The sequence below is a fragment of the Beijerinckiaceae bacterium genome (assembly GCA_004564215.1).
Lineage (GTDB): Bacteria > Pseudomonadota > Alphaproteobacteria > Rhizobiales > Beijerinckiaceae > Methylocapsa.
This window is the reverse complement of record CP024846.1, coordinates 1,564,715-1,584,656: the sequence shown is the minus strand read 5'-3', so window position 1 is coordinate 1,584,656 and position 19,942 is coordinate 1,564,715. Positions and strand designations below refer to the sequence as shown.

Annotated in this window: 20 protein-coding genes, 1 tRNA gene and 1 pseudogene; 15 read left to right on the top strand and 7 right to left on the bottom strand. The window is 57.8% G+C overall.

All coding sequences use genetic code 11. From position 1 onward, the window contains the following. The 10 genes from moxJ (at position 1) to CU048_07425 (ending at position 8,449) form a co-directional block, all read left to right on the top strand. Entirely contained in the window at positions 1 to 903 is a 903-nt protein-coding gene (moxJ, locus tag CU048_07470) for a methanol oxidation system protein MoxJ (protein QBR72743.1), read from the top strand. Positions 904 to 944: 41 nt separating this feature from the next. Continuing rightward, positions 945 to 1,589: a cytochrome c(L), periplasmic gene (gene moxG / locus CU048_07465; GenBank protein QBR72742.1), complete on the top strand. Its 645-nt coding sequence runs from the start codon at positions 945 to 947 to the stop codon at positions 1,587 to 1,589. A gap of 34 nt (positions 1,590 to 1,623) precedes the next feature. Beyond that, complete coding sequence (locus CU048_07460; protein QBR71148.1) at positions 1,624 to 1,944, top strand: methanol dehydrogenase; 321 nt, start codon at positions 1,624 to 1,626, stop codon at positions 1,942 to 1,944. 177 nt (positions 1,945 to 2,121) lie between these two features. Next, on the top strand, positions 2,122 to 3,150 hold the full coding sequence (locus CU048_07455; protein QBR71147.1) for an AAA family ATPase: 1,029 nt from the start codon (positions 2,122 to 2,124) through the stop codon (positions 3,148 to 3,150). A 47-nt stretch (positions 3,151 to 3,197) separates the two neighbouring features. Next, the gene (locus CU048_07450) at positions 3,198 to 4,028 is read left to right on the top strand and encodes an MxaS protein (GenBank protein ID QBR72741.1); all 831 of its coding nucleotides are present in this window, start codon (positions 3,198 to 3,200) and stop codon (positions 4,026 to 4,028) included. Positions 4,029 to 4,038: 10 nt separating this feature from the next. Then, complete coding sequence (locus tag CU048_07445) at positions 4,039 to 4,950, top strand: hypothetical protein (GenBank protein ID QBR71146.1); 912 nt, start codon at positions 4,039 to 4,041, stop codon at positions 4,948 to 4,950. Beyond that, complete coding sequence (locus CU048_07440; GenBank protein QBR71145.1) at positions 4,947 to 5,963, top strand: VWA domain-containing protein; 1,017 nt, start codon at positions 4,947 to 4,949, stop codon at positions 5,961 to 5,963. Before CU048_07445 ends, CU048_07440 begins: the two co-directional genes overlap by 4 nt. Before the next feature lie 56 nt (positions 5,964 to 6,019). Then, positions 6,020 to 6,586 (top strand): hypothetical protein, encoded by a 567-nt coding sequence (locus CU048_07435; GenBank protein QBR71144.1) that lies wholly within the window; start codon positions 6,020 to 6,022, stop codon positions 6,584 to 6,586. After that, complete coding sequence (locus tag CU048_07430) at positions 6,583 to 7,626, top strand: VWA domain-containing protein (protein ID QBR71143.1); 1,044 nt, start codon at positions 6,583 to 6,585, stop codon at positions 7,624 to 7,626. Before CU048_07435 ends, CU048_07430 begins: the two co-directional genes overlap by 4 nt. 178 nt (positions 7,627 to 7,804) lie before the next feature. Further along, positions 7,805 to 8,449, top strand: a complete 645-nt coding sequence (locus tag CU048_07425; GenBank protein ID QBR71142.1) for a glutathione S-transferase — start codon at positions 7,805 to 7,807, stop codon at positions 8,447 to 8,449. A 485-nt stretch (positions 8,450 to 8,934) separates the two neighbouring features. Here CU048_07425 and CU048_07420 read toward each other — a convergent pair whose 3' ends face one another. Further along, positions 8,935 to 9,321 carry a hypothetical protein gene (locus tag CU048_07420; GenBank protein ID QBR71141.1) on the bottom strand — a complete coding sequence of 129 codons (387 nt, stop codon included), beginning with the start codon at positions 9,319 to 9,321 and terminating at the stop codon, positions 8,935 to 8,937. A gap of 397 nt (positions 9,322 to 9,718) precedes the next feature. Between CU048_07420 and CU048_07415 the strand changes: the two genes are divergently transcribed. The 5 genes and pseudogenes from CU048_07415 to CU048_07395 all read left to right on the top strand — a co-directional run bounded on the left by CU048_07415 (position 9,719) and on the right by CU048_07395 (position 12,639). Continuing rightward, positions 9,719 to 10,183 (top strand): transcriptional regulator, encoded by a 465-nt coding sequence (locus CU048_07415; protein ID QBR71140.1) that lies wholly within the window; start codon positions 9,719 to 9,721, stop codon positions 10,181 to 10,183. A gap of 144 nt (positions 10,184 to 10,327) precedes the next feature. Next, on the top strand, positions 10,328 to 10,987 hold the full coding sequence (locus CU048_07410) for a methyltransferase (GenBank protein ID QBR72740.1): 660 nt from the start codon (positions 10,328 to 10,330) through the stop codon (positions 10,985 to 10,987). Between the two features lie 289 nt (positions 10,988 to 11,276). After that, positions 11,277 to 11,630: a transcriptional regulator gene (locus tag CU048_07405; protein ID QBR71139.1), complete on the top strand. Its 354-nt coding sequence runs from the start codon at positions 11,277 to 11,279 to the stop codon at positions 11,628 to 11,630. A gap of 109 nt (positions 11,631 to 11,739) precedes the next feature. After that, positions 11,740 to 12,231 carry an ATPase gene (locus tag CU048_07400; GenBank protein ID QBR71138.1) on the top strand — a complete coding sequence of 164 codons (492 nt, stop codon included), beginning with the start codon at positions 11,740 to 11,742 and terminating at the stop codon, positions 12,229 to 12,231. Between the two features lie 75 nt (positions 12,232 to 12,306). Then, positions 12,307 to 12,639 (top strand): annotated as a pseudogene (locus CU048_07395) (recombinase family protein). Here CU048_07395 and CU048_07390 read toward each other — a convergent pair. The 6 genes from CU048_07390 to CU048_07365 all read right to left on the bottom strand — a co-directional run bounded on the left by CU048_07390 (position 12,610) and on the right by CU048_07365 (position 19,775). Next, positions 12,610 to 12,686 (bottom strand) — tRNA-Arg (locus CU048_07390). The pseudogene CU048_07395 and the gene CU048_07390 sit on opposite strands and share 30 nt — an antisense overlap. Before the next feature lie 141 nt (positions 12,687 to 12,827). Beyond that, positions 12,828 to 14,312, bottom strand: a complete 1,485-nt coding sequence (locus CU048_07385; GenBank protein ID QBR71137.1) for a sensor histidine kinase — start codon at positions 14,310 to 14,312, stop codon at positions 12,828 to 12,830. Positions 14,313 to 14,320: 8 nt separating this feature from the next. Next, complete coding sequence (locus CU048_07380) at positions 14,321 to 15,739, bottom strand: dihydrolipoamide dehydrogenase (protein ID QBR71136.1); 1,419 nt, start codon at positions 15,737 to 15,739, stop codon at positions 14,321 to 14,323. Between the two features lie 199 nt (positions 15,740 to 15,938). Beyond that, positions 15,939 to 16,976 carry an S-CspCI protein gene (locus CU048_07375; GenBank protein ID QBR71135.1) on the bottom strand — a complete coding sequence of 346 codons (1,038 nt, stop codon included), beginning with the start codon at positions 16,974 to 16,976 and terminating at the stop codon, positions 15,939 to 15,941. Beyond that, positions 16,976 to 18,832: a methyltransferase gene (locus tag CU048_07370; GenBank protein QBR71134.1), complete on the bottom strand. Its 1,857-nt coding sequence runs from the start codon at positions 18,830 to 18,832 to the stop codon at positions 16,976 to 16,978. The genes CU048_07375 and CU048_07370 overlap by 1 nt, the downstream gene beginning before the upstream one ends. Continuing rightward, a complete protein-coding gene (locus tag CU048_07365) occupies positions 18,825 to 19,775 on the bottom strand; it encodes a transposase (GenBank protein ID QBR71133.1) in 951 nt (316 codons plus the stop codon). Before CU048_07365 ends, CU048_07370 begins: the two co-directional genes overlap by 8 nt. Between the last annotated feature and the right edge of the window lie 167 nt (positions 19,776 to 19,942).

The window sequence follows — 19,942 nt, the reverse complement described above, 5'->3', positions numbered from 1 at the left end:
ATGACATTCAGGCGAAACGTACCTCGCATTGCGCTTGCTGTGCTGGGTGTGGCCTCCGGTGTGATCGCGGGCTCGGCCGCCCAAGCGCAAACCAAGATGCTGCCGCCGGCGTCGCAAATGCCGATTGTGAATATTCCTGCGAAGCCTGATTTGCTGCGCGTTTGCGCCTCATCTGCCAACGCACCCTATTCAACAGCCGATGAACAGGGGTTCGAGGACAAGATCGCCAAGGTGGTTGGACGCGCGATGAACCGCAAAGTGGCGTTCGTTTTCACCAACCGGCCCGCGATCTATCTTGTGCGCGATCTTCTGGACAAGAATCTGTGCGACGTCGTGATAGGGCTCGATGCTGGCGACGAGCGCGTGCTGACGACCAGGCCCTACTATCGATCCGGCTATGTCTTCATCTCGCGAACCGACAAGCGATTGGACATAAAGGATTGGCAAGATCCGCGGATTGCAAGCCTCCACAATATTGCCGTGGCTCTCGGTTCTCCCGGCGAGACCATGTTGAAATCGGTCGGCAAGTTCGAAGCTGAACTGAACTATCTATATTCGCTGGTCGGCTTCAAGTCTCGGCGCAACCAATATGTCCAAGTGCCTCCGAATAAATTCATTGAGGAAGTTGTCGAAGGAAACGCCGATCTCGCGGTCGCCTTCCAGCCGGAGGTGGCGCGCTACGTCAAGGCCTCGCAAGTTCCCCTCACGGTGAAAGTCATTCCGGATAATGCCGTCCGCTCGGACGGCACCAAGGTGCCCCAGCAGTTCGACACGGCGATGGGCGTGCGGAAAGGCGACGACCATCTTTTGGACGAGCTGAACAATGCGATCGTCAAAGCTCAGCCGGAAATACAGAAGATCCTGGAGGAAGAAGGTGTGATCACGCTGAATTCCAAGTCGTAAGAGAAGGAGTCCGCCGTAACGAATCGAGAGTCATGTTCAAGATGAGAAAAACTAGAATTGGCAAGCTCGCAAGAGCAACCGCAGTTGCAGTGATCATCGCGCCCTTGGTGGCCTTCGATGGCCAAGCCGGGCAAACGACAACATCTCTAGATCTCCGCAATACGATTACCGGAGATCCGCTCAACCTCGATGAAGCATTGCCGGAAGGGCGTGACACGGAAGGGGTGAAGCAATTTCTGGCGACCGGCCAAAATCCCTACAATGAGGTGAAAACCTGTTTTCCCTCGGCCAAGGACTTTTATTTGACGGCTTGCTCCGGCTGCCATGGCGAATATGCGGAAGGCAAGATAGGGCCCAATCTCGCCGACAATTACTGGACCTATCCGGTGAACACCTCCGATATCGGCTTGTTCGCCACAATATTCGGGGGGGCAAACGGCATGATGGGTCCTCATAACGGCGACCTCACCCTCGATCAGATACTCCAGGTGATGGCCTGGGTACGTCATCTCTATAGCGGCCCGGTCGCCAACGCGCCCTGGTTCACGGACGAACAGAAGAAGGCCTATGTCCCTTATCAACTCGATAAGGACTCGGTTGTCGCAAAGGCCGATGGGCTTTGCGCCGTGCCGATCGGCGCCGCCAAGCAGGAGTCCGGTGCGCCTCAAAATAGGCCCGTCAACTAACATCGAGCCAGATCAATCTGAGGAGGAACAATAAATGAAATGGATGTCGCTCAGTCGTTGCGCCGCAAGCCTTTGCCTCGGCGCAGCATTGTCGATCTTCGGTGGTCCAAGCCTCTATGCCGCCTATGATGGGACCCATTGCAAGGCGGCAGGGAACTGCTGGGAACCGCAGCCCGGTTATCCAGAACAAGGCATCGGCTCAAAATACGATCCGCATCACGACCCCAAAGAGCTCGCCAAGCAACAGGAGGCCGAGGATCAAATGGACGCCCGCAATGAGAAGCGCGTTCGCTATTTCAAGGCGTGGGGAAAGTTCATCTACGATGTGAACAAGATTCCGGCCGAGCCAAATTAAGGGCCCAAGTGCGGCTTCTCTTGGGTCGATTGGCTTTTGGTTCCGCGAACATCGCGTGCTCCTGTCAGGCGGAGCTTACCCGACGCGGTGTCACCCGGCACGGAAAGAAGCAGGATCCGTGTCGGGTGTGCGGGAACTTATCGTGGCAGACGATTGAACGAAAAAATCCGGGATCCTATGACCCGACTTCGTGACGGCACGTCCTTGGAAGAATGGCGGCAACGCGCGCTCGCTTTCGAAAAAGAGATTTCTCGGGTCATCATTGGACAGCCACGTGTCATTAGGCTTTTGACCATTGCCATCTTCGCGCGGGGACATGTTCTCCTGGAAGGCGACGTTGGCGTTGGCAAGACTACGCTTCTACGTGCGGTCGCCCGCGCACTCGGTGGGCCTTACCAGCGCGTCGAAGGCACGATCGATCTGATGCCGAGCGATCTCCTTTATCATGCGTCTATTGGGGAAGATGGCCGTCCACGCATTGACCCAGGACCGATTCTCCAACAAGGGCCTGAGCTCGCAATCTTCTTTTTCAACGAGATCAATCGCGCCCGACCGCAGGTCCATTCCTTGTTGCTCCGGCTGATGGCGGAGCGCGGCGTGACCGCTTTCAATAAGGAATACGCGTTCCCCTATCTGCAGCTGTTCGCCGATCGCAACCGCATAGAGCGGGAGGAAACGTTCGAATTACCGGCCGCCGCGCGGGATCGGTTTTTCATGGAAATCATGGTTGAAGCCCCGCAGGATCGCGAAGTCCGGCGGGAGCTTGTCTTCAATCAAAGATTCCACGATGTCGATGCCTTGGTCGCAAGCGTGCCTACCGATCTCCTCGACTACCGCGCGATTGGAACCGTGGGGGAGGCGATTCAGACCAAGGTGCATAGCAGCCCCACTTTGCAGGATTATGTGCTGTCGCTGTGGCAAGCGGTCCGCTATCCGGAAGTTTCTGGAATCGAACTCGATGGAATCGATATGGAGCGCCTGGTGCAGGGCGGCGCCAGCCCGCGCGGCATGAGCTATCTGGTGCGGGCCGCCAGGGTGCGGGCCTGGCTCGAGGACCGCAACATGGTGGTTCCGGAAGATTTGCGTGACGTGTTTGTGGAAACCATCGCGCATCGCATCTTCTTCACCGCGATTTACGAATTGCGTCGCGACCAAATCGTGCTTGATCTTTGTAAGGCAGCTTTCGACAAGGTCGCCGCGCCATGAGCGTCGTCGCTCGCCAGCCGGGGGTCGGTGCGGAATTCGTCCCTGAGATCTCCTACCGGATCCGCTGGAGTCCAAGCCAATATGCTCCTGGCGCCCATCGCGCCCGGCGATTCGGCGCGAACGGAGACTTTCACGACTTTGTTCCCTTTTGGCGCCATCCCGATGCGCGCCGGATCGACCTTCGGCATTCTCTCCGCAATCCGTTTGGCGAAATTTATGTACGGCAATCCAAACAACGCAGCCGTATCGCTCTCTACCTTGTTGCCGATTTATCCGCCTCCATGCGGTTCGGCGATGGCTTGCCGAAAATGCGAATTTTGCAGAACCTCACCCGAGCGCTCGCGGGCGCCGCCCATCGGAGTGGGGACTCCTTTGGCTTCATCGGCTGCGATGATGACATCAGGGAAGAGTTTTTCTTGCCGGCAAGCCTCAAGTGGGGGAGCGAGGCTTCGATTGTCGATCGTCTTCGCCATTTCGTTCCGCAGGGATTGAATGCGCAGGGACTTGGCAAAGTCGCCGAGCGCCTGGGCGCCAATCGGAAGCTTATCTTTCTGGTCTCCGACTTCCATCTGCCGATGCATGAAATCGAAGCGCGGCTCGCCGAACTTGGCAGTCACGATATAGTTCCCATCATCCTGCGTTGTTCGAACGAAACTCTGGATCTCCCCGCTTGGGGGCTGGTCGAACTGCGTGATCTCGAAAGCGGGCATATGAGACTTACGCTCATGCGCCCGCGCCTCCGTGAGGCCTTGCTGAGGAGGGCGCGAGAGCGAGAGCAGAGGCTTGAGCAATTGTGCCAACGATATGGGAGAAAGCCGTTCTGGATAACCGATCGGCTCGATGCAGATCGTTTGAGTGAACATCTTCTGCTTGGGTGAGGGGTTCCGGATGAGAATTTTTCATGCCGGATTTTGTTTTGCGCTGATTGCGTCCCCGGCGATGGGCGAGGTCGCCTCCGTCGAAATTCAAAAGCCAAGATTATTTGGCTATTTTATTGGCGACGTCATCTCGGACGAGGTCATCGTAACGGTTGAGCCTGGATTTGCCTTGAAAGCCGCGTCCGTGCCGGTGCCCGGTCCTCTCGATTACTGGCTCAATCTGAAGTCACTGACCACTCATGAAGAGGTCGCACAAAGCGGCAAAAGACGCTATCGGCTCAAGCTGACCTACCAAAGCTTCTATGATCCGCTGGAGCCCCACTGGCTGAAAATTCCGGCCTTTCGGCTGATCTTCGATCATGCGGAAACCTCCATCACGGTGGACGTGCCGGAGTGGTCCTTTCTTTCCTCGCCTATTCGAGAAGTGTCGCCGAAGGAAAGCAAGAACAACACTTTTATTCAGCCCGACGTGATCCCTGGTCAAGACGATCTCGGACCCAGATGGCGCTGGTTCCGGGGAGCGGGCGGGGCCGCCTTGATTTCTTATCTCCTGCTTGCCTATGGCCTTGCCTGGGTGCCGTTCCGCTGGCGGCCGGAACGCCCCTTCACCAAGACCGCGCGGCTTCTTAAGCGCTTGACGCAGAGGAACACGGGCGAGGATGCCTATCGCCAGGCCTTGATGCTGCTGCACCTTGCTTTCAACAAGACTGATCATCGCGCAGTTCTTGCCGACGATCTCCCGGCTTTTCTTTCCCTCCATCCGCGCTTTCGCGTGGCCGAGGCGGAGATCTCAAAATTTCTCGCGGCATCGCGGCAGACATTTTTCGGGCACGACTGCATCGGCGCCATGCGGGATTTTTCGATGAACGCGGTAGTCAGTCTCGCTCGGAGATTAAGCGCGGCGGAGCGCGGTCTTCGATGAATCTCTATGTCGATCGTCCGATCCTTCTTCTGCTTCTCGTCCTTGCGAGTCTCCCGCTGCTTACGCATGGCCAGCGGCCGATCGCTTATCCTCGGCTGGCAATCATACCGAAGGATCGCCTCTCGATCGCGGTCGATCTCTTGCTGCGCTGTCTCGCAACCGTCGGCATGGCGGCTTTGATCCTTGGCATTGCCGGCCTGAATCGGAAGCGCTTGGAGGTCGAGCGCATTGGCCAAGGCGCGCAAATCGTGCTGCTGCTCGATCGCAGCATCAGTATGGATCAAAGCTTTGACAATCGTGTTCCCGTCGGGCATGAGGAATCAAAGACAACCGCGGCGGTGAGGCTGGTCAAGGCGTTGTTTTCAGAACGGCCGCATGATCGATTCGGGGTCGTCGCGTTTTCGACCTCGCCCATCTTGGCGATGCCCATGACCCAGAAGCGTGCGCCGGTGATGGCGGCGCTCGATGCCATGAACCGTCCCGCTCTTGCCCATACCGATATTGGACGCGGGCTCGGCTTGGCCCTGGCACAATTCGAAAACAGCCCTTCGATCGCGACGCGCGTCATCCTGTTCGTGTCGGATGGCGCAGGTGTGGTCGACCGGCTTGTTCAGGACAAAATCCGCGCCGACGTCCTGAAATTCAATGTGCATCTCTACTATCTCTACCTGCGCTCGCAGGGAGACCCCGGGCTTTTCGAAGCGGGAATGCAGCCTGACCGGGACGCACCCGCCGCACTCAATCGGTTCTTCGAGGGACTCGGCGTACCGTATCGCGCGTTCGAAGCGGAAAATCCCGATGCGATCAAGACGGCGGTCGATACGATCAATAAGCTTGAGACGAACCCTGTTCAATATTGGGAACAAATCCCGCGACGGGATTATTCGAATTACGCCTATGCAGTGGCCTCAGTTGCGCTCCTCCTTCTTCTCGCGGCGCGCTTCGCCGAGCGCCCCTTGAAAGGGTCCACCCCCGGTCCGAGGCCAGTGTCAAAGCGGGTGACGCATCGATGATAAACTGGGTGGCCTCCCCGCAGGAAAAGTTGAGTATAGGCAGTCGTCCTTTTGCGGTGCGCTTCAAAAATGATCGCCGCGCTCTTTATCTGGGGGCGGGGTTGGCACTCGTCATCTCGCTCGTTGCGCTGATGGGCGCAACATTCGCCTTGGTGGCCGGCTATTCTGGCAACCGGACCATCGCCGCATTGCGCGCCGATCACGATGTTATTGTGAGTGAAAGCGCGTCAGCTGGAGTCTTGTTTGCACGCGCGGCCTTCCTTTTGTTTCATCAGCGTATCGACGAAGCCGAGGGCCTTGCGGAGAGCCTTGCGCGGCGAGGCGATGAGGCAGCGCACATTAGTCTTTTGTTCAATTTGGGCAATGCGCGTTTGCGCCAAGCTTTGGAGTTGATCGCGAATGGCGATCTCGACCGCGCCCCGCCGTTCGTAAATCTCGCAAAAAGAAATTATCGACACGTTCTCGAATTGGATCCTGGAAATTGGAACACAAAATATAATCTGGACGTGGCGATGCGGCTCGTGCGCGACTATCCACTGGGCCAAAAAGACGAGGGCGATACGCTACCGGCATCCAAAAAACTATGGCCGGACATGCCAGGTATCCCGGAGGGCCTGCCATGAGACTGCCGGTCCTCGCCGCCCCGTTATTTCGCGAGCTCCGTTTCTGGCTGACGTTGGGTGCTACCCTTGGGGCGGCCCTGGCGGCCCTGCTTCCGCCGCTCCAACTCGAGCGGCCGACTTTCCATCTGCTTGCCGTCGTCGATATCACCGGCAGCATGAACACGCGGGACTATACTATTGCAGGAAATGCGGTCAGCCGCCTCGACATGATGAAGGAGGCCTTGCGGCAGATGTTGACGGCGCTGCCTTGCCAGTCGCGCTTGGGGGTCGCCATCTTTACCGAGCGCCGTCCCTTTCTCCTGTTCGATCCGGTGGAGGTTTGCGACAATTTCGAAACGCTGGATCGCGAAATTTCCGCCCTCGATTGGCGCATGGCCTGGGAAGGCGATAGTTACATAGCGAGCGGGCTTTACCGGTCGGTGGCCCTAGCCGATGAACTCGGCTCGGATTTGATTTTTATGACCGATGGTCAGGAGGCTCCGCCGCTGCCCTGGATCGGCCGCCCGCGGTTCGAAGGCAAACCAAGCCTCGTCAAAGGATTGATTGTCGGGGTCGGCGGATATGAGCCGTCACCCATTCCAAAATTCGATGATTTTGGGCGCCAGGCAGGCTTCTGGCGGCCGAGCGAGGTCCCCAATGAGAATACTGTCGCGCCGCCGCCTCTCGGCGCCGAGGAGAGGGAAGGGTTCAACCCTCGCAATGCGCCTTTCGGAGGGAAGTCCGTCGAAGGCCATGAATATCTTTCTGCGGTCAACGAAGGGCATTTGAAGGAACTCGCAAATGAAACGGGGCTCGGCTATGTCCATTTCGAGACCTTTCAGAATCTCATGTCGTCGCTCGAAGGGGCAGCCAAGCTTCGCCGCACCCCTGTCGCGGTTGGCATCAAATGGATTCCCGCGGTTTTGGCGCTTGGTTTTCTTCTCGTGATTTATGGAGTTCTGCCGGCGCTTGACCGGCGAGCCGCCGGGCTTCCGTTCCGGCGGCTCACCCAGCCTCGAGGCAGAACTTGCCCGGCAAAAGTGGAGAGCCATCCCCTATGATTTTATACCGAAGCGGCGCCCCCTAGAGGATGAAACTGGGAACTTCTATATCATAGTTTCTGCTTTGTAATTTTGCCTGACGGCCCACGCTGGAAGGCGCGGCATTGGCCCGTCCCGAGGCGTAACCAGGAGCCAGCGTGATTCAGTACGCTGTCATGATTCTTGCTTGACGCGCCGCATGGCACTGAAATTCTACATGACGCCGGGCTCTTGTTCGACCGGCATCCACATCCTACTCGAAACACTGGAACTGCCGTTTGAGGCCTGGATCATCAACATCCCAGCCGGCGAGCATCTTCGGCCTGAGTACCTCGAGATCAATCCCAGGGGCACGATCCCCACACTCGTGCTTAACGACGGCCGCGCCCTGACCGACTTCAAATCGATCGCACTGTGGCTCGCAGAAACCTACCCGCGCGGCAAGCTGCTGCCGGATGACCCCGCCCAGGCTGCGCGCGCCATCGAGCTGCTCGACTTTGCATTGATCCAACTGCACGGTGAAGGCTACACGCGAATCTTCACCTCCGAACGCTACATCTCGTCGAGCGAGGCGGAGCAAGGACAGCACCTGAAGGATGACGTGGGCTCGCACGGCCGGGAGATCGTCAGGCAGGCTTTCGGAATTCTCGAGAAGCGGATGCCGGCCGAAGGCTACGCTGTGGGACCGCAGTTCTCGATTGCCGACGCGGCCCTGTTCTACAACGAATTCTGGGCCGACAAGATTGGCATCTCGTTGCCGCCTCGTGTCACTGCGCATTACCAGCGCGTGCGTGCGCGGCCTGTCGTGCGCCAGGTGCTTGCCGAAGAAGGGTATCGATCCTGACACCGCGTGATCGGGACAGCCTCACGCCGGCCACCGCTCATCGACGAGAGAAAGCGTGCTTGTCGGACAGCCGCTGCTATCGTCGCACGCCGGCTTTTCGCCCTTCACCGTTGCCTCCGCTGTGCCAGGTGGGTGCTTGCGGCCGCAATGTCATCGGCGCCTGAACCCCGGTTCTCAGTTTTGTCCCGGTGCCAGGAAAATTATTGCAGAGAAATCAATATGATGGAAATTTGGCGCGCCAGCGTTGATGAAACTGATAACTACGTTTCCGCTGGAGCGCTATGATATCTCAGCCGTTCGCCGCTGGATGTCACCGCCACCGGTCGAGGGTCGCCGAAACCACTACGATATGCCACCTACAATGTACCGGCCAGTTGGCCTTCCGCCAACGCGTTCTACACAATCAAGACCCGAAGCCGACATCCCCGATATCCAGCACCAGCACGCTAAGTGCAGCCTGGCTCAGAGGGCTCATGAACCAGCGATCAGCGCCAGAAGCAAATTCCGCCCATCGCCAGCAACATGCCGCCGCCGATCACGAAGGCGCGTGGCCCGCGCGCCGCCATGGCCAGCGAGCGCAGCCCGATCTCCGGGGCCAGCAAGGAAACAGTGCATTTGAGCGCCAGAGCCCAACCGTAGAGGGTCAGCACCAGTCCCGGCCCGCTCCATACCGGATGCAAGGCAACGATGACCAATGCCGGCCAAAGTTCGAGGGCGAAGGTCCGCAGCACCACACCGCTGGTGCCTTGACCATGCAGATCGCCGAAGAATTTCACCCACATCGTCGGACGGATGATATGCGACAGCCCCATTATCACGAAGGCGGGTAGGAGCAGCATCTGCACGGCGGCGTGTGCGGTCTCGGGATGCATGGAGGCCTCGGTCGGTTCAGGAAGTGGCTTTGCAGCCATGCTGCACGCGGGGTTTCATTTTAGCTTCGGCCCGGGACAACGCATTTCTCTTGGCGCAAACTGGCGCGGCGGATTGGAGGAAATCGTAGATTCGGCGGAGTTTGGCGCCCCAGCGTTGATGAAACTGATAACTACGTTTCCGCTGTCACCCTCTGATATTCCGGCCTGCCGCCCGAGAGAACCGCCGAAAGTATCCGCAGCTTGTCGTGGCCACTGCGATTGATCATACAGCATAGTGCGCGCACTCCTCGGCTGTGCGGAGAAAGACAGTGTCCGCGTCGGCGCCGCTACCCCCAGGCATTCCCTGACGATCTCTAGAATCTTGACTTTCGCGCCATCATGCAACATATGATGTTGCGTGAGACGAAATAGCAGATTATCGGGGGTGCTCCACGTCCTTCTGCACATGGCAGAGCACGAGGGCCCGCTGACTTCCGAGATGCTGGCAAAGCCACTGGGCACCAATCCCGTGGTGATCCGGCGGATCATGGCTGGCCTGAGGGACCAAGGATACGTCCAGTCAGAAAAGGGCCATGGCGGTGGGTGGACGCTGGCGTGCGACCTATCGAAAGTAACGTTGCGCGACATTTATACAGCGCTCGGGAGCCCTTCGGTCCTCGCTATAGGCAACAGGACCGAGACGGCCGGCTGCCTCATCGAACAGGCGGTAAATGCCGCCCTGGGCCCAGCATTGCACGATGCAGAAGCCCTACTGCTTGCGCGCTTCGGCGAAGTGACCCTCGCAATGCTGAGCGCCGATGTTCATGAGCGTTTCATTGCTCGCGCCGGATCTGATCGTTTGGAGATCTGCCATGCCTCTTGAAGCAGAATTTGCCAAGCACTGTGTTGGCTGGGTGGCGGGTGGTGTCTCCGCCGCCATCCAAGTCGCCCGGTCCGAGCCGCGCGGTATTAAAGAACGCCCTGTCGAGCATCACCTGTTCGATCTGGAATCCGGGAGGGTGGCATGATGAGCAATCGGCCGAACCCATTTTCCGATCCTCAGCTCGTGGCTCGGTACGCCGAAGGCCCGCCACGAATCGTGCCCAGCTTCGACGCCATGCAGCGCATGACGACGTTTCTGCTTGCCGAACGTGTTCCGGACGATGGCCGAGTGTTGGTTATCGGAGCCGGTGGCGGGCTGGAATTGAAGACATTTGCGGAGGCCCATCCAGGTTGGACCTTCGACGGCATCGATCCGAGTGCCGAGATGCTAAAACTAGCCAAACGAACCCTAGGATCGCTCGCCGCGCGAGCAACTTTACATCAGGGCTATACGGAGGGCGCGCCGATTGGCCCATTCGATGGGGCGACCTGTCTCATGACGTTGCACTTCTTGTCTCTCGAGGAGCGGCAACGCACGACAGCCCAGGTTCACCGCCGCCTCAAGCCTGGCGCGCCCTTCGTAGTCGCGCACTTCTGCATTCCGCAGAGCGACGAGCGCGCAGTTTGGCTGTCGCGATACGCAACATACGCTGGCATCGATCCAGGCCAGGCGGCCGCGATCGATTCGCGCCTAACCATCCTCTCGCCAGAGCAGGACGAAGCGATCCTGCGTGAAGCCGGCTTTTCGAATGTCAGCCTATTCTACGCTGGCTTCACATTCCGCGGCTGGGTGAGCTACGCCTGATGCGATCCGATGCAATCATTCTCGGAGGGAGTCCGCCGTTGCGCGCGTGGGATCGGCGGCCCCAGTTCGTTCGGTCCGTGACCGGCGAATGCTCGTCGTCCAACGGTCCCGTGTAGCAGCGATGCTACCGTCATTCGAGCATATGATTGGGCTGAGGCTTCCAAAAAACCGAGCGTTCGGCAATTCGCTAGCTTACGCCGTCATAGGCGGCACCTCCCTCCGCACGATTAGTAAGCCAGACGGATAACTATTATTGACAGCCCCTCGGCGCGCATATATAGTTAGCCGTATGGATAACTTATCATCGAGTCTCGACCTTGTGTTCGGCGCTCTTGCGGACCCAACCAGGAGAGCGGTCCTTGAGCGTCTGGGCGAGGGCGAAGCCTCGATCGGGGAACTCGCCCAACCATTCGACATGGCGCTGCCTAGTCTGATGAAGCACGTCCGGGTGCTGGAGGCCGTCGGCCTCGTTGAATCTCAGAAGAGTGGCCGCGTTCGCACCTGCCGGTTGAAGCCGGCCGCCATGACCGATGCTGAACGTTGGCTGGCCGAGCAGCGTGCGGTTTGGGAGGCGCGCCTGGATCGGCTCGAGGCCTATGTGAAGACAATCGAGAAGAAGTCCCGGAAAAGAAGGTTGAAATGATTGAGTTCCGCAAACGGCGGACGCTCCTTGCCGCCGCTACGATCTCCGGGAGTTCGCGCGCGTTATTGACGCCACTGTCACATGCCCATCCCCATCAAAGGATCTGATCATGACCTCGTCCCCCAACGCCGCGCTTTCGCAATGGGCGCTCGATCGCGAAATCGTTCTCTCGCGGGTCATCGATGCGCGGCGCGACATCGTGTTTTCCGCCTGGACCGACCCGAAACATCTGCCGAGCTGGTTCGGGCCAGCCGGTTTTAAAATCGAGACCAAGCAGATCGACATATGCGTCGGCGGTCTGTGGCGCTTCGACATGATCGCACCCGATGGCCATCGCTACACCAACCGGATGATATTCCGTCGTATCGAACGACCGACTCTGATTGAGTTCGATCACGGCGCGGATAGCGATGACGATCCGGGGCAGTTCCGGACAACCATCACGTTCGACGAACAGGACGATAGCAAGACCGTGATTACATTGCGTCAGTTGCATCCAACCAAAGCAAAGCGCGACGCGGGCATCGGCTTCGGTGCAGTCGAGTATGGTTACCAGACGCTCGAAAAGCTCGCGCGCCATGTCGAGGCATTGCGTGCTTAATTGATCTGCTGCCGGATCACTACCGGCAGCGGCCGGCATCTCGGCGATGAACGCAATCAATGTCGACATCGTTCGCTCACCGCGGTGCGCGACCAGGCGCAGGCCGACGCGGAGCGCGCAACTTCTGCGGTGGAGCGACTCGGCCCCGCGATCACGTCGGACAGCTTGCGGCGGTTCGCGCTCGCCGCGCGACGCAAGCTGCGGAACGAAGATGGAACCTATCGGCGTGACCATTTGCGTGCGCTCGCGCAACGCGTCGAGGTCGTCGACCCGAGCGAGATTCGCATCATGGGCTTGAAAACTGAACTGCTACGGACACTTGCCGCCGCTGCAAGCGTAGAATCGGCGGCTGTTGGCGTTCGCAGTTTTATACCGAAATGGCGCGCCCGAAGAGATTCGAACTCCTGACCCCTAGATTCGTAGTCTAGTGCTCTATCCAGCTGAGCTACGGGCGCCTGCCTTGACGGCTTTGCGGAATCCCAGTGCGTCCAACGGACGGCGTAGGAGATCATCCAGCAAGTCGCAGGAGACTTAGCCGCTCGCTCTGCTCATGGCAATAGGGGGCCGCCGCCATGACCGAATTTGTGGCCGTCCCCTCAGTCTTCCTTGCCCGCGCCATTCTGCGGCAAGGTGATGTGGAACTTGGCGCCATCGTCGCTGGCCCCAGGAACCAGCATGATATTGCCACCGTGGCCACCCACGAGGTCGGCGGCGATCACGAGGCCGAGGCCGGAGCCTCCGGCTCGATTGGAGGTGAAAAATGCGGTGAAAAGCTGCGCCTGCGCGCTCGCGGGCACGCCTGGGCCCGTGTCGGTCACGGAGATGACGGCGCTATTTCCGTCGTGCCAGGCTTCAATGCCGATCCGTGCAAGCCGTCGTCCCTTTTCGAGCCGCGCATTTTCGAGCGCCTCGACACCGTTGCGGATGAGATTCATGAGGACGCGAAACATTTGCTCGCGATCCGCATGGAGTTCGAAATCCTCGGCGACCCCGTTGACGATCTCGATTTCCGCGTGTGCTTCGAGCACGACCGTCTCGACGACTTCGGTCACCAGCGAGCGCAGCGGAAAACGGCTGCGCTCGGGCGGGTCATCCACCGCACGGCCATAGGTCAGGGTTGCCTGACAAAAACGGATGGCTCGGTCGAGCGTCCCCACGAGCTTCGGGGCAATCCGTTGGGCCAGCGGATCGGTGACGTTCGCCAGACGGTCGGATAGAAGCTGAGCCGACGAAAGCATGTTGCGCATGTCGTGATTGATCTTGGCCACGGCGAGGCCGAGAGCGGCCAAATGCTTTTTCTGGTTCAGTTCACGGCCCAGCGCTTCTTGCATGATGGCAAGTTCTTCCTCGGCGCGGGCGATTTCGTGATTGCAGCCGGATGGCACGATGATGCGCTCGGGATTTTGGGGATCGGCGCCGAAATTGATGATGTTGGTGGTGAGCCGCCGGACCGGGCGAAGCACCATGAAATGGATCGCGACCGTGGCGAGATTTGCAACGATCGCCGACATGATGAGAGCAATCACAAGAAGGCGCAGCGAATAGGCGCGCATGGCCTTTGTCAGCGCTGCCTCGTCCATGGTGATTGCGATCGCCTCGCCGCCCTGCGGCGCATCGCCGATAACGGTGATGACGCGTCCGGCCGGTGCGGTCAGGGTCGCCACCGCGTCCGGGACCGACAGGATCGATGGCTCGCGGAGATCATAGACCTCGTCCACGGCATGCGGCAGCTGGGACGCGGCGAGAATGCGTTTCGTGCGATGTTTGCTGAGAACGATAATTCGAGCGCCTACACTATTCAGCAATTGTTGCGACAGGGCCGGGGGCAGGGCGCCTTGCGGGGCCGCGTCGAGCACAAGCGCTGCGGTGTATGCCGCACTCAGGCGATTCCGCAGCCAATTGTCACGATAAGTGGCAATGGCCGGTATATAGATCATGGCCGCCGCCGTGATGACAAAAGCACTGACCAGGATGAGCACCCGGGTCGCCAAGCCGAAACGGACAGGGCGGCGATTTCTTTGCGCAATGCTTGCATGCGGCGATGCGATGCCCCCACCCGGCGGCATGACGAGATCGCTCATAGCAACCCCTATTGGAACCAACGTAACAAACGAAGCAGAAAGCTTTGTGGACGGTCGAAACCACTCGCCTCAAACGTCATGCTAGCGTTTCGCAAGGCATCAGTTAGGGCCGGATAAACAACCATCGAAGCGGCGATGTCGCGTACGGTCATGCCCTTCGATATGGCGAGCGTGCAAAGGTTGATCAACTCCTCCGCTCCAGTGCCGACGATTCCGGCGCCGAGAAGAGTGCCCCGCGCATCGGTGACAAGCTTAACATGACCGGCGTGTTCATGTTCGATCCGAGCCCGATCCGTCTCGGCAAACGGCCAACGCAACACCCGAATATGGCGATAGATTGCTCGCGCTTGGGCTTCGGAAAGGCCGGCGACGGCGATAGGGGGGGCGGTCAAAGTGACGCGGGCCGTCGCATGTCTCCGTATTTCCCCGCCCGGCAACCCGAGAATGCTGCGCAGGATAAGGTTGGCACAATATTCATAGCCTCCCGTCGATGCCGTGCCTTGCCGCACATCGCCGATCGCATAAATGCGCCGGTTGCTGGTCCGAAGATTGGCCCCGGTTTGAATGCCGTTTTCGTCGTAGCGCACCTGCGCTTCGGCAAGCCCGAAGCCCTCCACGAGCGGTGCGCGGGCAAAGGCGGTCAGGATATGAGAGCCGACGATCGGCCTTTCATGTCCGGCTGCAACGGCAAAGACGCGGACGCCGTTGCCATGCGGTTCGACCCTGGAGATCCGCACGCCTTCATGAACAACCACACCGTCTCGGGCGAAGCTGTCACGCACTGGCGCGGCGAATTCTTCGTCCTCCGCCGCAAGGATCTTGTTGGCGGCCAGAACGACCACTTCGCAGCCCAGCCGCCGCATCCCTTGTCCGAGGGCGAGCCCATCTTGATCTTCGCCGACGATAATAAGACGCTGAGGCAGCTTGTCCAACATGCAGAGGGAGCGAAGCGTGAGCGGCCGCACGACGTCCAGGCCGCGGATCGGAAAGCTCTTGGCGAAGGTTCCCGTCGCGACGACGAAGTGTCGCGCCTTGATCGTTTCGCCGCCGACTTCGAACGTATCGGGACGCGTAAAACGTCCGGGCACGCGAATAACCCTTACATTCATCGCTTCAAGACGCGCTTGCGTATAATTCGGCGCGACAGCGGCATGGACCGCAGCGATATGCTCGCGGACTTTCGCAAAATTGACGTGCGGGTTTTGCGTCTCGATGCCGAACCGGCCGGCGCCTTGCACGGAGGCGGCGACCCGGCAGGCCGCCAGCAAGGCATTGCTCGGAACAACCTCCGTCAGCCGGTCGCCGCCGATCGCGCCGCTTTCGACAAGCACGACGGAGAGTCCGCGCGCCGCGACCTGGAACGCGAGCAAAAGACCGCCCGCATTTCCCCCGACAACACATAGGTCCGGCTGTCCTGCAGCGCTCATGCGAATACGCCCTTTTTAAAGGGAATTATATACGAAACTAGACAGGCCGCTTAATTCGGCTTCTTTCTCTTGGGTTTAGCCGGTTTTGCCTTCTTCTTCTCCGCAGCCCGGAATATCGCTCGGGCGATCTGCTCGGCGGACGCAGGAATCTGATCCACTTTGTTCTTGATGGGGCGGCCCCTCGGAGTGGGTTTCTCGTTCATTGCTGTGCCAATATGGTTTTGCTGAAGGGGAGAGACCTAACGTAAGTTTCCATGAACTCCCAATCCGGTTCGCCATCCGGGTGCGCTGGCAACCTGATGATGGACTGGGGCATTCGGCTAGGCCGCCACTTCCGGCCATAGCTCCAGCGATAACGATCCATTGCGATGACTGAGCACAAGAACATTCCGATTTCTGGTGTCATCTCCCTGATCAAGAGATAGAGCGGGTTGACGTCGTGTGAACCTGTGAAGGGTCGAGGTTGAAAGAACGCATAGCCGACTGAGGCACCGTTATTTGCAACAGTGATTCCGTTCGCCGGGAAAAGCTTTTTCTCCGTGGTTGGCGCGGGCTCTAGCTCGCCGTTTCGAGCATATGCGGCGATGTCCTCTATACGGTGATAAGATGTGACGCCGTTGTTGCTCTCAGATGCGCCGATGAACGGTATAGCTTCAGGACTTGGCACACATTCGGGCAATTTCTTGTTGTAGTAGCCCTTCCGGATGTCAAAGATTTCGTCGTATCGAAATTCTTTCCATTTCGCAGGCGCGAGAGGCGGCAGTGGAGCCTCGCTCAACGGGGCTTCCGTACCTTTTGCCTGATCCAGATCAAAGGAACTTACCCACGCTGGGATTTCATTGAGCGTGGGAATGAGAAGATGGTTAAGTGTCTTGTTCGCTTGCCGCCCATAGTTGAAACGGAAGCGGTTGCTTTTGATGCACAAACAGTAAAAGAGCGTTTGTTGCTTGGTTAGCTTCGCCTTTGGCCGCAAGATCGCGACATCTCTACCACAATAGAATGGCGCCTCTTGGACAAACGTCGTCAACACTCCGTTGCCTCCGAGTGCGCACGAAATGTCGCCGGCAGGAGATGGATCAAGGTCAGGAATGGGTGACACATAAGCCGAAATGCCATTACCGCCCGTTTGGCGGCCAACAAATGCCACGCCGTCTTTCGAATTTGAAATCTCCAGGGCGTTCAGTTCGAGCGAGTGCCCATATCGCATGTCAAAGATGTCGGATAACGGACACGGCATCACACGTTCGCCAAGGTTAGTTTGTGAATAGCGTAATCCCTCACGGTCTTCGCAAAATCTTCAATCGTCAGCTTTGAATAGTCCGTCTCCATATACGCTTCTGCACACCATTCGTCCTGCGCCGTAACAGCCTGCAGAACGCTCAGCCCAACCTCTTTCTCTCGATTCAGGTACAGGCTGATCCAATGCGCTTTGATCGCTTCCCATTGCCCCTTGTTCACGCGCCCCATGTGTTTTGTTTTCTGAAAACCATCATTTTTGAAGTAGCCGAAAAACGATTTGAATCCCTTTGGATGAGGTTTCTTAGCTTCAAATACCACAACGCACGTAATAACTCCTACCGGATGGAAGAGATCATCAGGCATTGTGAAGACGCCGAGCAACGTGTGTTGCTTTAGCAATCTTTCGCGAACGGCAATGGTTCTCGCGTTTGCCGACGTAACGCAGCTCATCTGTACCACGGCACAGCACCTACCTCCCTGCTGGAGAGTGCTGAGTGCGTTTTCAATGAACTCCAGTTGTCCGTCTTCTCCTACATCGTAGGGTGGATTGAGGAATCCTACCGTGGGCTTAAGTGAGCGTATCCTAGCCTTCTCATCGTTCGCGAAAGAGTCGCCTTGGTAGATATGCGATTTGCCGTCGCCACTCATCATCATGTTGGAGCAGGCGAAGGTAAACATGTCCGTGCGGCGTTCAATTCCAATGAGTTGGTTTTCCCTGATCGCCCGACGCTTTTTCTGGTTCGCCCCCGCAAGCTCCAGCATGTGTTTCATGGCCGAGATCAAGAAGCCGCCGCTGCCGCAGCACGTATCGACGACCACATCGTTTACATTGAGGCTAACTACATCGCAGAAAAATTCCGTAATGTGCTGAGGTGTCAGAACTAGCCCGGTCTTCTTGTCCGTTCCGGCATAGCGGATAAATTCACGATAGAAACGACCAAGCACGTCATATCCCTTGTCGCCCATTGTGATGAGAGGAAGGACTGATTTTTCCAGCTTTTCCGTTATGTCGCGCAGCACATAGTTGTCCTGCTGCTCCGACGCTTTCTTCTTTTTGATCTGGGGTGATTTGGCGATTGCATGGCTCTTGATCTTCTCGTATTCGCCAATCATTGAAGCGACACGTTCGTCATCTATGTCGTTGTCCCGCAACACGCTGGTGATGCTCGACACGATGAACTGCGCCAAGCGCGTCGGCATCGGCTGTAGCTTCTTCGACCTAGCCTTTTCTTTATACGAAGCCTTGAAGGCCGGGTCTTGCAACGCCAGCAAGACGGCGCTGACTAATGTGCATCGTTCATATTCAACAATAGAGTAGTCGTTCAATTCAAAATTTAAATCGATCGCAGTTTTTGTAATTTCACCGGACTCAACGCTCTTGGCCTGCGCTTCGCCTTGGAACCGCGCAATGTAAGAAAATATGTCGAGGAGTTCGGGTGTTTCGTTCGAGACATCCGCCTGACCCATCTTTTGGTAGAACGAAGAAATCTTCAGCTTGGCGAGATTGCTACCACTGACTGCAATAGCAATCACGTTGTACTGTTTGGACAGGAACGCAGAATAGTGCAGCACTCCATCAACAGCGTAGGTGGCTGGATTATCGCCGTCAGTACTCTCGTGAAACTTCGAGTCCGCTTTGCACTCCACAACGATGATGTCGTCCGGAAATGCGGGAATGCTGATGATGAACTCCGGAGAACCGATTTTCCCCGTCAAGGCCTTGGAAGCGTTTACGAGACAGGCCTTTGCCTTTGCAACTGAAGCCTTTTGTTCGTCAAGTTTGATCGCGCTGAACAGCGGATCATTCTTGAAGTGGTGGCGCACGTAGTCTTCGGTGATGCGCTCGTTAGCCATTGTTGGCGACCAGATCGTCGTACCGCAGCCTGCGACCCTCTAGACCGCGCGCCAACGATACCATCTGCGCAAGGGTGTCGAGGTCGCGCACGTTGTGGCGGCCTGCAAACTCGGTGACGTATCGGGCAAGATGCTTGGTGCTCATCTTGTGGTAGGTGCCTTTGTAGCCCCGTTTCAGCATCGCCCAAAAACTCTCAATCCCGTTCGTGTGTACCTGCCCGTTGACGTATTCGCCAACGCTGTGCCTTACCGTCTGGTGATCGTATGCCTCGGAAAGGTGTGCGTAGCCACTGTGTTCGTCGGTAAAGACTGTAGACCCACCTTCGACATTCGACGCTACGAATCCTTCCAGCGTGGGCGTGTCGGTTTTCTCAATGACCTCTACCTTGATCTTTCCATCTCGGGTCTTTGCCCCTATGACAACAGCCTTGCCCACCGAACCGCGCCCAGCTTTCAACCGCTTGCTCTTGTGCTTATTGCGCTCCTTGCCGCCCATGAAGGTTTCATCGATCTTGACTTCGCCGGAAAGTTTACCGTCGCCATCAATCCAACCCTGACGGATTTTCTGGGCCAGAAGCCATGCCGTTTTCTGGGTCATTCCCAGATCGCGGTGCAGCTTCATGCTGGAGACGCCCTTGAGGCTGGTTGAAAGCAGGTACATGGCGACGACCCACTTTTGCAGCGGCACCTTGCTCGACTGCATAACGGTGCCGGTCTTGACGCTGAAATACTCCCGGCAATCGCCGCAGTGATACGGCATCGGATTTTCGTTCTTCACGGCAGAAGTCTTCAGCGAGCCGCAGTGGGGGCAGTGGCGCTTGCCTTTCGGCCAACGGATATCCTCCAGCCATTTACGGGCCGCCGCCTCATCGGGGAACATCTGGAACAGTTCCATCACGGAAATGCCATGACGGTCGTTCCTGCCAGGTGCTTTCTTGGCCATAGGAATCGTCCCCCGCCTGTCTAATTATGTATCAAAAATCGGAGTGGGGTGCAAGCGATTCGTCTAGTTTCGTATATAATTCCCTTTTTAAATGGGAAGTCGATGTGGTTGCCTTCGAAGCGCGTTTATCGGCCCTCGCCCCGCCAAATCGTGGTGCGACCGGCAAA